12 protein-coding genes are annotated in these 14,105 nt (G+C 71.5%); 8 read left to right on the top strand and 4 right to left on the bottom strand.

Annotation, left to right across the window (positions count from 1 at the left end; genetic code table 11):
* Positions 1–19: 19 nt before the first annotated feature.
* Positions 20–163, bottom strand: a complete 144-nt coding sequence (locus OHA64_RS25775) for a hypothetical protein (protein WP_405616964.1) — start codon at positions 161–163, stop codon at positions 20–22.
* Between the two features lie 327 nt (positions 164–490).
* On the opposite strand from OHA64_RS25775, the gene OHA64_RS25770 reads away from it, so the two are divergent.
* The 6 genes from OHA64_RS25770 to OHA64_RS25745 all read left to right on the top strand — a co-directional run bounded on the left by OHA64_RS25770 (position 491) and on the right by OHA64_RS25745 (position 8,155).
* Positions 491–958 carry a GntR family transcriptional regulator gene (locus OHA64_RS25770; protein WP_405616962.1) on the top strand — a complete coding sequence of 156 codons (468 nt, stop codon included), beginning with the start codon at positions 491–493 and terminating at the stop codon, positions 956–958.
* Between the two features lie 4 nt (positions 959–962).
* Positions 963–1,901 (top strand): ABC transporter ATP-binding protein, encoded by a 939-nt coding sequence (locus OHA64_RS25765; protein ID WP_405624108.1) that lies wholly within the window; start codon positions 963–965, stop codon positions 1,899–1,901.
* A complete protein-coding gene (locus OHA64_RS25760) occupies positions 1,898–2,953 on the top strand; it encodes an ABC transporter (RefSeq protein ID WP_405616960.1) in 1,056 nt (351 codons plus the stop codon). The genes OHA64_RS25765 and OHA64_RS25760 overlap by 4 nt, the downstream gene beginning before the upstream one ends.
* Positions 2,954–3,093: 140 nt before the next feature.
* Positions 3,094–6,459 (top strand): S8 family peptidase, encoded by a 3,366-nt coding sequence (locus OHA64_RS25755; RefSeq protein ID WP_405616958.1) that lies wholly within the window; start codon positions 3,094–3,096, stop codon positions 6,457–6,459.
* Positions 6,460–6,705: 246 nt separating this feature from the next.
* On the top strand, positions 6,706–7,542 hold the full coding sequence (locus tag OHA64_RS25750; protein WP_405616956.1) for an alpha/beta fold hydrolase: 837 nt from the start codon (positions 6,706–6,708) through the stop codon (positions 7,540–7,542).
* Positions 7,535–8,155, top strand: a complete 621-nt coding sequence (locus OHA64_RS25745) for a TetR-like C-terminal domain-containing protein (RefSeq protein ID WP_405616954.1) — start codon at positions 7,535–7,537, stop codon at positions 8,153–8,155. The genes OHA64_RS25750 and OHA64_RS25745 overlap by 8 nt, the downstream gene beginning before the upstream one ends.
* Before the next feature lie 217 nt (positions 8,156–8,372).
* Here OHA64_RS25745 and OHA64_RS25740 read toward each other — a convergent pair whose 3' ends face one another.
* The 3 genes from OHA64_RS25740 to OHA64_RS25730 form a co-directional block, all read right to left on the bottom strand.
* Positions 8,373–10,466: a protein kinase domain-containing protein gene (locus tag OHA64_RS25740; RefSeq protein WP_405616952.1), complete on the bottom strand. Its 2,094-nt coding sequence runs from the start codon at positions 10,464–10,466 to the stop codon at positions 8,373–8,375.
* An 83-nt stretch (positions 10,467–10,549) separates the two neighbouring features.
* Positions 10,550–11,011: a MarR family winged helix-turn-helix transcriptional regulator gene (locus tag OHA64_RS25735; RefSeq protein ID WP_405616950.1), complete on the bottom strand. Its 462-nt coding sequence runs from the start codon at positions 11,009–11,011 to the stop codon at positions 10,550–10,552.
* On the bottom strand, positions 11,008–11,613 hold the full coding sequence (locus tag OHA64_RS25730; protein WP_405616948.1) for a type 1 glutamine amidotransferase family protein: 606 nt from the start codon (positions 11,611–11,613) through the stop codon (positions 11,008–11,010). Before OHA64_RS25730 ends, OHA64_RS25735 begins: the two co-directional genes overlap by 4 nt.
* A gap of 192 nt (positions 11,614–11,805) precedes the next feature.
* Here OHA64_RS25730 and OHA64_RS25725 point away from each other — a divergent pair, with 192 nt between their 5' ends.
* Both OHA64_RS25725 and OHA64_RS25720 read left to right on the top strand, forming a co-directional pair.
* Positions 11,806–13,164 carry an aspartate aminotransferase family protein gene (locus OHA64_RS25725; RefSeq protein ID WP_405616946.1) on the top strand — a complete coding sequence of 453 codons (1,359 nt, stop codon included), beginning with the start codon at positions 11,806–11,808 and terminating at the stop codon, positions 13,162–13,164.
* A 125-nt stretch (positions 13,165–13,289) separates the two neighbouring features.
* Entirely contained in the window at positions 13,290–13,991 is a 702-nt protein-coding gene (locus OHA64_RS25720; protein ID WP_405616944.1) for a GntR family transcriptional regulator, read from the top strand.
* Positions 13,992–14,105 lie beyond the last annotated feature (114 nt).

The following is a 14,105-nucleotide window of genomic DNA, read 5'->3' as shown; positions in this document are numbered from 1 at the left end:
TTTGGAGGGGAACGGGACGTCACTGGACGCAGTCGGTGGCCTCCGGCGTGAACTTCAGGGGGTCGAGCCGGTCCGTGGCGGCGGCCTCGGCGTAGGTCGCGTGGGTGACCCGGTACCAGACGGCGCCCCTGGAGGTGTCGCCGCCCACGTCGTTCAGACTCACGCACCAGCGCTCCTGGCGGATCACCCGGGGGTACGTCTCGGTGCCGCTGCGGACGATCTCGAACTTCCGGGAGCCCGTGGTGGACGTGACGGCGTCGCGGAGTCCGGTGACGGTGGCCGCTTCCGCATGCGCCGAGCCTGGCCATGAGGGCCATCGTCAGACCGGCCACCATCAGGCGTCCCTTGCTGGACACGCCTTGTTCCCTGTCCGCTGATGACCCAAAAAAAGACGGTCAGCCTACCTCCCACCCGCTTCTCCTCGCCCCCGGTCGGCATTGACAACCGCCCTCGCATCCCTCCATCATCATTCCACTAATCAAGTAGTGGAATGATGGTGGTGATCGTGGAGTACCGCATCGACAGGCGGAGCGGGGTCCCCGCCTTCCAGCAGATCGTGCAGCAGACCAAGCAGGCCCTCCGGCTGGGCGTACTCGTGCCGGGTGACCGGCTGCCCACCGCCAAGGAGGTCGCCGCGACCAGCACGGTCAACCCGAACACCACCCTCAAGGCGTACCGCGAGCTGGAGCGCGAGGGCCTGGTCGAACCGCGACCGGGCCAGGGCACCTTCGTACGCCGCACGCTGGGCCGCCCCGAGACGGGCACCGACTCGCCGCTGTACGCGGAGCTGGTGGCGTGGATGTCGAAGGCGGCCGGGGCCGGTCTGGAGCAGGAGGACGTGGCCGCGCTGGTCGCGTCGGCGATGGAGAAGCAGTACGCCGCCGGGAACGTGGCGGCAGCGGGATCCACGACAACGGGGTCCACGGGGGCCACGACAACCAGGAGCACAGGTGAGTGAAGGTATGTACGCGGGGGAGCCGGCGCTTGAGGCGTACGGGCTGGGGATGCGCTACCGGCGGGGCTGGGCGTTGCGGGACTGCTCCTTCCGGCTCCCGGCGGGACGGATCTGCGGCCTGGTGGGACCCAACGGGGCGGGCAAGACCACGCTGCTGAGCATCGCGGCCCATGTCCTGCAGCCGACGAACGGCTCGATCAGCCTGTTCGGTGAGGCTCCGGGCTCGGTGGAGTCCGGTCGGCGCACGGCGTTCCTCGCCCAGGAGAAGCCCCTGTTCCGCCGCTTCACCGTGGCGGAGACCCTGCGTCTGGGCCGGGAGCTGAACCCCGGCTGGGACCAGCGCGCCGCCGAGGACATCATCCGCGCGGGCAACGTGCCCTTCGACGCGAAGGTCAGCACCCTCTCAGGAGGCCAGCGCACCCGCGTCGCCATCGCCCTCGCCTTCGGAAAGCGCCCCGACCTGCTGATGCTCGACGAGCCGATGTCGGACCTCGACCCGGTCGTGCGCCACGAGATCATGGGCACCCTCCTCGCCGAGGCCGCCGAGCGCGGAACCACCGTGCTGATGTCCACCCACGTCCTCGCCGAACTGGAGAACGTGTGCGACTTCCTCGTCGTCGTCTCCGGCGGCGGAGTGCGCCTCGCCGGTGACGTGGACGAGCTGATGTCCGTGCACACCCTGGTCACGGGCGCCAAGGAGGGTGACGGCATGCCTCCCGCCCTCGCCCTCGGGCACCACACCCTCGTCGAGTCCCGGACCAGCGGACGGCAGTTCACCGCCCTCATCCGCCCCGAAGGCCCGGTCACCGGCCCCTGGGACGTGAACGCCCCGAACATGGAGGAACTCCTGCTCGCCTATCTCCGCTCACCCGACGCACCACCGCTGATCACCCCCACCGCCCAGGTCCACGGCCAGGGGTTCGGTACCGGGGCGGTGGCGGCATGAGCACCTTCACTCGCAGCTCGACCAGCACCTCGACCGGCTCCACGAGCGACGGCAAGAACGGGACCATGAACGGGACCACCACGGAGGCCACCCGGCGCCCCCGACTCAGCGGTATGACCTGGCTGGTCTGGCGCCAGCACCGGGCCGCGTTCTGGACGATCCTCGCCGCCACCGCGCTCTCCGTGGCCTGGATCGTCTACCAGCGCGGCCAGCTGGTCGACTTCCTCGACGGCTACGGCTATCCCGGCAAGAGCCTCGACGAGGCGGGCGGCAAGTTCCAGCAGTACAACGACGCGTTCTCCTTCGTCTCCATGGGTCTCCAGGCGATACCCATCCTGCTCGGTGTCTTCCTCGGCGCCCCGCTCATCGCGGGCGACCTGGAGAACGGCACCGCCAAGCTGGTCGCCGCCCAGTCCATGAGCCGGACCCGCTGGCTCGCGACGAAGCTGGCGCTGGCCGGACTGGTGGTCGTGGTGAGCACGGGCGTGTTGTCGGCGGTGTTCGGCTGGTGGTGGAACCCCGTCAAGTCCGAGGTCACGGTCATGGACTGGATGTCCGGCGAGGCCTTCAACAACACGGGCCCGGTGCCCGTCGCTCTCACCCTCTTCTCCGTGTTCGGCGGGGTCGCGATCGGTGTGGTGCTGCGCCGCACGCTGATGGCCATGGTCGTCACCTTCGGGTTCACCGTGGCCGTCCAGGTCGTCTGGTCCTACTCCATCGTGTCGCTCGGCAACGCTGTCACGATCACGACGAACAAGGGTGTCATGGGCGAGAACGGGTCCCCGTCGCTCCCCCGCGGCGCCTACGAGATCGACTACTCGTTTGTCACTGGCAGCGGGGATCTGGTGGGATTCGGCACCTGTTCGGGATCGCAGACCGACGCGGCACGGCAGGCGTGCCTGGACAAGGCCGATGTCGTGGGCTGGTCGGTGGAGTACCTCCCGATGTCGCAGATGAGCGGTATGCAGTGGTTCGGCGCGTCGATTCTGTTCGCCCTGACGGCCGTTGTCGTGGCGTTCCTCTTCTTCTGGGGCCGTAAGCGGCTCGTCTGAGTCGGCTCGCCTGAGTCGGCCCGTCCGACTCCGTACGCCCCGCGCCCCTTCTCGAAGGGGCGCCTCTTCCCCCTCTGTTTCTTTGTCCCGTACGCCGGGCTGCTTCGCCATGCCCGGAAGTCCGGAGAGAAAGGCATGCCTTGAATCACCGTAAGAGGCGCGCGAGTGAGGCTTCCGCTCTCGCCGCGCTCGTCGCCGCCGCCCTTACCGCGGCCCTGCTCGTCGCCGCCCCGGAATCCGGGGCCGCACAGTTCGACAGCGGTACGGCAGGTACGGCCGGCGCCCTCGGCAAGGCCAGGACAGTCACCCTCGTCACCGGCGACCGGGTCACCCTGGACGCCACCGGACAGGTCACCGATGTGCGGCCCGCCAAGGGCAGGGAAGGCACCACCTTCCGAATAGCGCGGAACGCCGACCGCACCTACGTCGTCCCGCGTGACGCCGAGCGGCTCCTCGCGAACGGCACCGCCGACCGGCGGCTGTTCGACGTGACGCAGCTGGTCAAGTGGGGTTACGACGACGCGGCCCGCCCCGACCTCCCGCTGATCGTGACGTACGCCAAGGGCCGCACCCTCGCGCCGAGCGCGCTGTCCGCCGCCGGAGCCCGGGTCAGCCGGGACCTGCCCAGCGTCAACGGGGACGCGCTGAAGGCCCGTAAGTCCGAGGGCGCCGACCTGTGGAAGACGCTCACCGGCAGCGGCGGGACGGCGCGGGCGAGATCGGCCGCCGCCGACAGGGTCGAGAAGATCTGGCTCGATGGGAAGGTCGAGGCGGCCCTCGACCGGAGCACCGCACAGATCGGCGCCCCCGAGGCCTGGACGGCCGGGTACGACGGGACGGGCATCAAGGTCGCCGTGCTGGACACCGGGGTCGACGACACGCATCCGGATCTGAAGGGCCGTATCGATGCGGCGAAGAACTTCTCCGAGGCGGCGGACACGGTCGACCGGGTGGGCCACGGCACGCATGTGGCGTCGACGGTCGCGGGGTCCGGCGCGCACTCCGGGGGCAAGTACAAGGGGGTCGCGCCGGGCGCCCGGCTGATCAGCGGCAAGGTGCTCGACGACACCGGCTTCGGCGAGGACTCCGGCATCATCGCCGGTGCGCAGTGGGCGATCGCGCAGGGCGCCAAGGTGATCAACCTCAGCCTCGGCAGCCCCGACAGCCCCGGCGACGACCCCCTCGAACAGGCGGTGAACGAGCTGTCCGCCTCCTCCGGCGCCCTCTTCGTGATCGCCGCCGGCAACGAGGGCCCCGACGCCGCCACCGTCGGATCGCCGGGCAGCGCCACCGCCGCGCTCACCGTCGGCGCGGTGGACCGCACCGACGCGATGGCCGACTTCTCCAGCCGGGGCCCGACGGCGGACGGCGCCCTCAAGCCCGACCTCACCGCCCCCGGCGTCGACATCGTCGCCGCGAAGGCCGCCGAGGGCACGGAGGGCGACCCGGCCGCCGACGGCTACGTCTCGATGAGCGGTACGTCGATGGCGACCCCGCATGTCGCGGGCGCCGCCGCGATCCTCGCCCAGCGCCACCCCGACTGGACCGGTGAGCGCATCAAGGCCGCCCTCACCGCGTCCGCCAAACCCACCCCCGGCGTCTCGGCGTTCGCGCAGGGCACGGGCCGTACGGACCTCACCCGCGCCCTCGACCAGCAGCTCACCACGACCCCCGCCACCCTTGCCTTCCCCGCCCAGCAGTGGCCGCACACCGACGACCGGCCGACCACCGAAACGATCACCTATCGCAACGACGGCGACCGCCCCCTCACCCTCGACCTGACCACCGAGGCGTACGGCGAGGACGGAAAGCCGGCCGCCGAGGGCATGTTCGAGGTCTCGCCGAAGCAGCTCACCGTCCCGGCGGGCGCCACCGCGACCGCCCAGGTCACCGCCGACAGCGGCGCGGGCACGGCCGACGGTTCCTTCGGCGGCGCGGTCACCGCGACGGACGGAGCGGGGACGACCGTACGGACCGGCATCGGCGTACACCGCGAGGTCGAGTCGTACGACCTGACGGTCAAGCACCTCGACCTGAAGGGCAAGCCCGCCATCCGTTCCGAGACCGGGGTGCAGGGCCTGGACAACGAGATCTGGCGGGACTTCTCCGACGACAGGGACGGCGAGTTCACCGTACGGCTGCCCAGGGGCCGTTACAGCCTCGAAGACCGTATCGACACGGGCGCGACCCCCGACGCGAAATCCGGGGAGCTGGCCCTTCTCCTCAACCCGAAGTTCTCGCTCACCCGTGACACCACCCTCGTGATGGACGCCCGCAAGGCCACGCCGGTCCGTATCACCGTGCCGGACAGCAGGGCCAAGCACACCGACGCCACCCTCAACTACGGGTTCGACATCGGCGGGAACCGGAGCATCTCCACGTACCTCATGGGCGACTTCGGCAGGCTGCGCGTCGGTCAGTTCGGCGCCCGGCTGCCGGCGGGCGAGGCGTTCGCGCAGTACAACGGCACCTGGACGCACGGCAGTACGCACTACCGGCCGGTCTGGAACCGTACCGGCGATCTGTCGGGCTTCACCGCGAACCCGAAGCGCGGACAGTTCGCCAAGGTCACGCTCGCCGCCGGTGCGCCCGCCAGGGGCAAGACGGCGTCGCTCGTCGCCGCGCCGATGACTCCCGGCGGCTCGTCGTTCGACTTCTACCCCGACACGCGCTCGCTGCCGGGCGCCTTCACCGAGTACGTCCTGCCGGGCGTGCGGTGGCGGTACTCCGTCTCGCAGGACGGCGGCAAGGACGCGGACGGCGAACCGGTGTGGGAGGCCGGCCAGTGGGTCGCGAAGCCCCGTTCGTACAGCGCGGGCAGGCAGTACACCGAGCGCTTCAACACCGGCGTCTTCGGCCCGCACCTCACCGGCCCGTTGACGGACGGCGAGGACCGTCCCGGCGCGGTCCGTATCGGTGACACCCTCCTGGCCCACCTTCCCCTGTTCTCCGACGGCGCCGGCCATGTGGGCGACTCCCGCTACAGCAAGGCCAGGAGCACCCTGTACGCGGGCGGCACGCGGGTCTTCGCCGTGGACACGCCGCTGACCGGCGTCTCGTACGAACTCCCCGCTGCCAAGCGCTCGTTCCGTCTCACCACGGACGTCTCCCGCCCCACCACGCTGTCCTCGGTCAGCACCCGGGTCACCGCCGAGTGGACCTTCACCTCCGCGCACGTCACCGGTGTCGGGCAGCGGCTGCCGCTGTCGGTGGTCCGCTTCACGCCCCGGCTGTCCACGGAGAGCACGGCCAAGGCGGGTACGCGTTTCTCTGTCCCGTTCACGGTCGAGGGCGCGGCCACCGCGCGCACCGCCCGCAAGTTGGCCTTCTCCGTCTCGTACGACGACGGCCGGACCTGGCACCCGGCGAAGGCTGTCGACGGCAAGCGCCTCGACCTGCGCCACCCGGCGGAGGCGGGCACGGTCTCTCTGCGCGTGGCGCTCACGGACGCGGCCGGCAACACCCTGAAGCAGACGATCCACCGGGCCTACCGGGCCGTCAAGTAGGCGTCTGTACACGTGTGTTGGCTGGACGCCCGGGTCGGCTTCGGCCGGCTCGGGCGCTCTTGCCGTGAACGGGACCCGCTGACCGTCGGAAAGTGAGAGGGGCCGGAGGGGTGTGCGACATCCCGCGAGTTCCCCTGAGCCCCCATGCCCGGCCCCCGATCGAGCGGGGCCGGGTGTGCTGTTGACTTTGTAGCTAATCTAACTAGCCTATAGCTAATCACGTTAGCCATTTTGATGGAGGACGGCATGACCGAGCACCTGAGAATCGGCAAGAACACCATCGCCTTCGACGTGACCGGGGAGGGTCCCCTGGTCGTGCTGGCGCACGGTATCGGCGACAGCCGGCACTCCTACCGCTTCCTCGTTCCCGGTCTGGTGGCCGCCGGTTACCGGGTCGCGAACGTCGACATCCGCGGGTGCGGTGAGTCCAGCCTCGGCTGGGACGGTTACAGCCGCACCGACATCGCCGGAGATCTGGTCGCCGTCGTGCGTCACCTCGGCGGCCCGGCCGTGATCATCGGGCAGTCGATCAGCGGCGGCGCCGCGACCATCGCGGCCGCCACTGCGCCCGACGTGATCAGCGGAGTGATCGAGCTGGCTCCGTTCACCCGTGCGCAGCCGGTCGACCTGGGCGGGCTGATCCGGGTCAAGCGCTTCCGGACCGGGTACACGCGGATGGCGCAGGTCATCGTCCGGGGGCGCCTGGCGGACTGGAAGAAGTACCTCGACGTGGCCTACCCGGCCAAGCCCGCCGACTGGAACAGCGAACTGGCCCGCATTGAGGCCACGCTGAGTGAGCCCGGCCGGATGAAGGCCCTGCAGGACATGTGCAAGTCCAAGCCCACCGACGCCGGCGCCCAGCTCGCCCACGTCACCTGCCCGGTGCTGATCGTCGAAGGCAGCCTGGACCCCGACTGGGCCGACCCCCGCGCCGAAGGGGAGAAGATCATCGCCGACCTGCCCGCCGGCCTCGGCGAGCTGGCCGTGATCGACGGCGCCGGCCACTACCCGCACGCCCAGACCCCCGACCAGGTCCTCGCGCTGGCCCTGCCGTTCCTGGCCAAGGCGGCTGCCGGTGCCTAGGGCCGGGCTCACCGCCGCGGCGGTCACCGAAGCCGCCGCCGCCTTGGTCGACGAGGTCGGGTTCGACCAGCTCGGCATGGGCCTGGTCGCCGAACGGCTCGGGGTCAGGACCCCCTCGCTGTACAAGCACGTCACCGGCCAGAGCGACCTCGCCCACCGGATCGCCATCCTGGCCATGAACCAGTGCGCCGACGCCATCCGCGACGCCATTCAGGGTCGTTCCGGCACCGAGGCCCTGGCCCGCGGCGCACAGGCGATGCGGACGTTCGTCAAGGACCACCACGGCCGATACGCCGCAGCCAACGCCGCCCGCCCGACCGGACCCGACGACCCCCTCATCGACGCCCTCAACCGGGTGGTCGACTCCTGGGCGGCCATGCTGCACGGCTACCAGATCGACCCCGACCAGCAGATCCACGCACTGCGGATGCTGCGCACCGTCCTGCACGGATACGCATCCCTGGAAGTAGCCGGCGGGTTCCAGTTCGCCACCGACATCGACGACAGCTTCACCTGGATGATCGACTTCATCGACCACGGCCTGCAGGAGACCACGGCCACCAGCACCAACAGCACCCCCTCCCGCAGGGCCGCGCCGGACGTGACGCTCTGACCGCCGTGGACTGCGCTCCACGCCAGTCCCCGGCCCCACCGGCCACCGGTAGACCACCCGCTCGCCGAACCCCCGTCCCTCCCTCCCGCGCCAGCCAGAAGTGAAGCCGGTCCTCACCGCCGTTATTGACATCGACGCCACCCCGCAAGCGGTGTGGGACGTCCTTAGCTACGTACGTGAGTCGGGGAGACGTTTGTTTGCGGGGGACGGCGCCCGGTCATTGGCGGGTGTACGTCAGTTTCTTGTCCGTGCCGGCGTTCGTGCGTTGGAGCGTGCCCTCCGGCAGCAGGCTGATCTCGCTCGCCGCGCCCGGTGAACAGGAGGACCGCGGCTCGCCGGTGGTGACCGTGGACGGACCGATCCGCAACGTGCCGCCCGCGCCCGGAGCTTCGGCCAGGTCGGCCTGGAACACGCAGTGGTAGGTGCCGTTCGCGGTGGGGCCGTCGGCGACGAGGGAGAGCACCGGGTCGCCCGTGCCGCCCTGTTGGAGCGTCATTTCGCGGGTGTGCAGCCCGTCGGCGTTCTCGATCGTCGCGGCCCAGGTGCCGAGGTAACCGGCCGGGATCGTGCCGTCCGACGAGGGTGCGGAGGTGGCGGGCTGGGAGGGGCCGGGGGCCGGCTGTCCGGTCGTGGCCTGGCCGCCCGGGCTGGTGGGAGCCGTCGCCGAGGGGCCGGTCGTGCCGCCTGCCTGATCGTCGCCGCCGCCGTTCATCAGCGCGTAGACCGAGCCGCCGGCCGCCAGCGCGACGACCAGGGCGACCAGGACGAGTACGGCGGTGGAGCGCGAGGTGCTGCGGGGGTCCTGGGGGGCGGCGGGGCCGTAGGGCGGGGTGTGAGCGGTGGGCGGCGCGCCGTAGGGCGGGGTCTGGCCGAGGCCGCCGTACTGGTGGTACGGCGGTGTCGCGCCGGGCGTGCCGGGGGCGCCGGGCGTGCCGGGGGCGCCGGGGGCGCCGGGGGCGCCGGCCCAGGCTCCCGGCGCGCCGGGGTGGTGCGGATAGCCGTACGCCGAGGGCTGCGGGTGTTGTTGCGGGTAGCCGTAGCCGGGGTGGGCGGGGGCGCTTCCCGGGGCGGCGTTCGGGCCTCCCTGGCCTCCCGGGCCGGCGGGACTTCCTGGCGGGGGCGGCTGTACGTTCCGGCCTCCGACGGCTGTCGGCAGGTGGTCCATCCGTTGGTCCATCCGCGCCCCGTCGCCCGGCTGCCCCGGCACGGGCGGACCCGCCTGCGCGACGGGGGCGGGAGCGGAGGCCGGGGCCTGGTTCGCGGGCGCGGACGGAGCGGAGGGAGAGGAGTCGGCGGCGACGCCGTGCTCGGGTGGCACCTCGGCGTCCGGAGCCGAACCCGAACCCGGCCTCGCAGCGGAACCGGCACCAGCCCCGGCACCCCCCTCCCCCTCCGGGTCCTCCGTATCCAGCAACCGCACCGCGTGCCGCCCCAGTTGGGCGACCAGCGCACTCGGCAGCCATGGGTCCTTCGACCGGCCGCCCGCGACGGTGTCCTCCGCGCCCGTGCGATCCAGGACCTGGGCCAGTGTCGGGCGCGTCCCCGGGTCCTTGCGCAGGCAGTCGCGGACGAGGTCGGCGATGCCCTCGGGGACGCCCGTCAGGTCGGGGTCCTCCTGCGCGATGCGGAACATCAGGGCGTGGACCCCGCTGTTGGCCGTACCGAAGGGGAGTTTGCCGGTGGCGGCGTAGGCGAGGACCGAACCGAGGCAGAACACGTCGCAGGCCGGGGTGATCCGGTCGCCCCGCACCTGTTCCGGGGCCATGAAGCCCGGCGAGCCTACGAGCGCGCCGGTGCGGGTGAGCCCGCCGTCGGTGACCGTCTCCAAGGCGCGCGCGATGCCGAAGTCGATGACCCGCGGACCGTCGATCGTGATCAGCACGTTGGACGGCTTGAGGTCGCGGTGGACGATCCCGGCCGCGTGGATGTCCCCCAGCGCGTGGGCGAGCCCGGCCGCGAGGATACGGACCGTGCGTTCGGGCAGGGCGCCGTGGTCGTGGCCGACGATCTGCTGGAGGCTGGGCCCGGCGACGTACCCCGTGGCGACCCACGGCACCGCGGCCTCGGTGTCCGCGTCCAGCACGGGCGCCGTCCAGTACCCGCCGACCTGCCGCGCGGCCTGCACCTCCTGCCGGAACCGCGCCCGGAACTCGTCCTGCGCGGCCAGTTCCTCCCGTACGAGTTTGACGGCGACCGTCCGCCCGCGGTCGGACCTGGCGAGGTACACCTGCCCCATCCCGCCGGCACCGAGCCGCGCCAACAACCGGTACGCACCGATCCGTTGTGGATCCCCGGGCCCCAGATTCTCCATCGTTGCGCCGCCTTCCCCCGCCCCGCACGTGAGCAACAGATCGAGGATAGTGCGGCCCCACCCCGCGATGAGCTGGGCGTTGTCTACGGTTCCGTAACAGGCGAGCCCATCTGTTCGAGCACCTTGGACAGCCGTTCCAGCATCCGTACGGCGTCCGCGAGTTCGGCCTCGTCGCCGTACGCCTCGGCCAGCCGGTCGGCGAAGGCCGCGTGCCCCGGGCCGACGCGGGCGACGGCCGCCCGTCCCTCCTCGGTGGGTGCCAGCAGCTTGGCGCGGCGGTGGGCGGGGTTCGGCCGGTACTCGGCCAGCCCCCGCTCCACCAGCAGATCGGCGACGCGCTGCACGCTCTGCCGGGTGATGCCCATGGCCCGGGCGATCCCGGCGACGGACAGCGGCTCGTGCAGCACCGCGCCGAGCACCTGCCACCAGGCGGCGGTCAGACCGGCGGGCCTCGCCAGCTCCTCGGCGACGGTGAGGAACTGGCCGTTCAGCCGGAACACCCCGAGTGCGCTGCGGCTGAGCAGGTCCTGACGCTCACGGCTCATCGGGCGGCCGCCTTCTCCAGTACGGCGTACGCCTGCGCGTCGGAGTCGTGGAACAGCCGGTACCAGGCGTCCAGCACCTCGCCCTCGTACACCCCGAGGAGCCGGAAGATCTCCCGGGCGAAGGCGACGGGCTCGGTGGGCCCGGCGGTGATCAGGCCGCGGTCGCTCACGGCGTCCGCGTCCACGTACCGCTCGCCGCCGGCGTATCCGGTCGCGGCCAGGTAGAAGGAGACCGCGCCGGTGTGGTCGCGGTCGTCGAGCAGGCCCTCCCGCGCGAGCCCGGCGGTCGCCCCGCAGATCGCGGCCACGGGCACGCCGGCGTCCAGGAAGGCGCGGGCCTTGCGGGCGAAGGGGGCGAGGTCGGCGGACGTGTCCCAGAGGTCGGCGCCCGGCAGGATCAACAGGGCGCTGTCCTGCGGACGTACGTCGTCCAGGGCGCACGAGGGCTGGATACGCAGCCCCCCGATCGATGTCACCGGCTCACGACCCGGCCCCACGGTCCGGATCTCGTATCCGGCGCGGGCGAGATACGCCGTCGCGTGTCCCGTCTCCCAGTCGGCGAGCGTGTCGTACACGGCGAGATGTACGGGTTTGCGGCTCATGGCTGCCTCCTCGGACCGTCCCGGTCGTCGTGGCCTTCTCGGCCATCCCGTCGACCCCGGATGACAACACACTGTCACTTCGACAGCAGGCTGTCAATAGGGTCGGTCTTCGACAACCTGTCGTGGATCGCCCCGTACCGCAGACAGGACGCCGATACCGCTTCCGCATCGCGGACATCTATTCTCGGGCGCATGACCCCTCAGCCAAACCCCGAGGTCGGCGCCGGCGTGAAGGCCGCGGACCGTGCCCATGTGTTCCACTCCTGGTCCGCGCAGGAGCTCATCGACCCGCTCGCCGTCGCCGGTGCGGAGGGGTCGTACTTCTGGGACTACGACGGCAAGCGGTATCTGGACTTCTCCAGCGGGCTCGTCTACACGAACATCGGCTACCAGCACCCGAAGGTCGTCGCCGCGATCCAGGAGCAGGCGGCGAGCCTGACCACGTTCGCGCCCGCGTTCGCGATCGAGGCGCGGTCGGAGGCGGCGCGGCTGATCGCCGAGCGGACGCCGGGGGACCTGGACAAGATCTTCTTCACCAACGCCGGCGCGGACGCCGTCGAGCACGCGGTGCGCATGGCCCGGCTGCACACGGGCCGCAGGAAGGTGCTGTCGACGTACCGCTCGTACCACGGCGGCACCGAGCAGGCCGTGAACCTCACCGGCGACCCGCGCCGCTGGGCGTCGGACAGCGGCACGGCCGGAGTCGTGCACTTCTGGGCGCCCTACCTGTACCGCTCCCGCTTCTACGCCGAGACCGAGGAGCAGGAGTGCGCGCGGGCGCTCGAACACCTGGAGACGACGATCGCCTTCGAGGGGCCGGGCACGGTCGCCGCGATCATCCTGGAGACGATTCCGGGAACGGCCGGGATCATGATCCCGCCGCCGGGTTACCTCGCCGGTGTCCGTGAGATCTGCGACAAGTACGGGATCGTCTTCATCCTGGACGAGGTCATGGCCGGGTTCGGGCGGACCGGTGAGTGGTTCGCGGCCGACCTGTTCGACGTCGTACCGGACCTGATGACCTTCGCGAAGGGCGTGAACTCCGGGTACGTGCCCCTGGGCGGGGTGGCCATCTCCGGGGCGATCGCGGAGACCTTCGCCAAGCGGCCCTACCCGGGCGGGCTGACGTACTCGGGGCACCCGCTGGCGTGCGCGGCGGCCGTCGCGACGATCGACGTCATGGCCGAGGAGGGGATCGTCGAGAACGCGGCCAGGCTCGGGAAGGACGTCGTCGGGCCCGCGCTGCGCGAGCTGGCCGAGCGGCATCCGTCGGTGGGCGAGGTGCGCGGCGTCGGCATGTTCTGGGCCGTGGAGCTGGTGCGCGACCGGGAGACCCGGGAGCCGCTCGTCGCGTACAACGCGGCGGGCGAGGCGAACGCCGCCATGGCCGCGTTCGGGGCCGCCGCGAAGAAGCAGGGGCTGTGGCCGTTCATCAACATGAACCGGACCCATGTGGTGCCACCGTGCAACGTGAGCGAGGCGGAGCTGAAGGAGGGGCTGGCGGTACTGGACGCCGCGCTGACGGTGGCGGACGAGTACACGACCAGGTGACGGAGCTGCTGCGGACGGCCGAGGTGTAAGTACCAAGTATCTCGGCGACCCGAACGCGTATGGTGGCGAGTTCGTAGACATGTACGAGCACGCCACCAGAACGCGACGAGGGAGACGCCCTGACCATGCCCGCCAGCAGCGGCAACGGCACCGTGACCCGCAGCACCCTGCGGCAGCAGATCGCCGACGCGCTTCGCGACGAGGTGCTGGCCGGGAGACTGCAGGCGGGGCAGGAGTTCACGGTGAAGGAGATCGCCGAGCAGTACGGCGTCTCCGCCACCCCCGTCCGTGAGGCGCTGGTCGACCTCTCCGCGCAGGGGCTCCTCGACGCCGACCAGCACCGGGGCTTCCGGGTGCACGAGTACACGGTCGAGGACTTCCGCGGGATGCTCGAGGCCCGCAGCCTGGTCACCGACGGGATGTTCCAGGCGCTCGACGGCGGCCACCAGGGGTACGGGGAGCAGGGCGACCCCCGCACCGCGGCCGCCGTCGCGGGCGTACGGCGGCGGGGCGAGGAGGCACGGCGCGCCGCCGACGCCGGTGACCTCACCATCCTGATCGGCTACGACCTGCGCTTCTGGCGTGAGCTGAGCATCCTCTTCGGCAACCCCTATCTCGCCGACTTCCTGCACCGGCTACGCGTGCAGAGCTGGGTGTGCACCGTGCAGCACCTGCGCCGGGTGACCGATCTGCGCGGCCGGCTGTGGTCCGGGCACAGCGAACTCGTCGCCGCCCTCGCCGACCGCGACACCAAGACCGCCCGGACGATCGTGGCCGCGAACAACACGCACGCCTTGAACCTGGTCGAGCGGTTGGGGCAGGGCTGAGGGTCCGGCCAGGGCAGAGGGTCGGGCCAGGGCAGAAGCAGATGCCCGGGCCGGGCTCCCCGGCCGCGTGCCCGGTGCGGTTGCCCGGGCCGTGCCAAGCTTCCGCGCAGGCGG

It is taken from the genome of Streptomyces sp. NBC_00076 (assembly GCF_045041235.1).
Taxonomy (GTDB): domain Bacteria; phylum Actinomycetota; class Actinomycetes; order Streptomycetales; family Streptomycetaceae; genus Streptomyces.
Note: the sequence above shows the minus strand (reverse complement) of the source record. Positions and strands in the feature narration are given on the sequence as shown.